The sequence below is a fragment of the Mesorhizobium sp. M4B.F.Ca.ET.143.01.1.1 genome (assembly GCF_004792275.1).
Lineage (GTDB): Bacteria > Pseudomonadota > Alphaproteobacteria > Rhizobiales > Rhizobiaceae > Mesorhizobium > Mesorhizobium abyssinicae.
The window spans coordinates 1-279 of sequence record NZ_SRSR01000388.1; the positions used below are offsets into that span (position 1 = coordinate 1).

Sequence of the window (279 nt, forward strand, 5' to 3'; positions counted from 1 at the left end):
AGGCGATGAAGAGCTACACCAACGTCAAGACCTTCTCCCTGCCTTGGTAACTGCCGTGAAAGACAGTTTCGACCTTGCCGTCGTCGGCTCCGGCATAATCGGGCTGGCTCATGCCTTGGCAGCGGCGCGACGCGGGTTGCGCGTCGTCGTCATCGACCGCGACCAGAAAGCCAACGGCGCTTCGATGCGCAATTTCGGCCTCGTCGTTGTCACCGGGCAGGAGCCGGGGCCGTCGCGCCGCCTGGCGGAACGCAGCCGCGAAATCTGGCTTGAGCTGGC

1 protein-coding gene is annotated in these 279 nt (G+C 64.5%); it reads left to right on the forward strand.

Annotation, left to right across the window (positions count from 1 at the left end; translation table 11 throughout):
- Nucleotides 1-55: 55 nt before the first annotated feature.
- The coding region (locus EN786_RS37465; protein WP_135910248.1) for an FAD-dependent oxidoreductase at nt 56-279 on the forward strand (224 nt) is incomplete at its 3' end.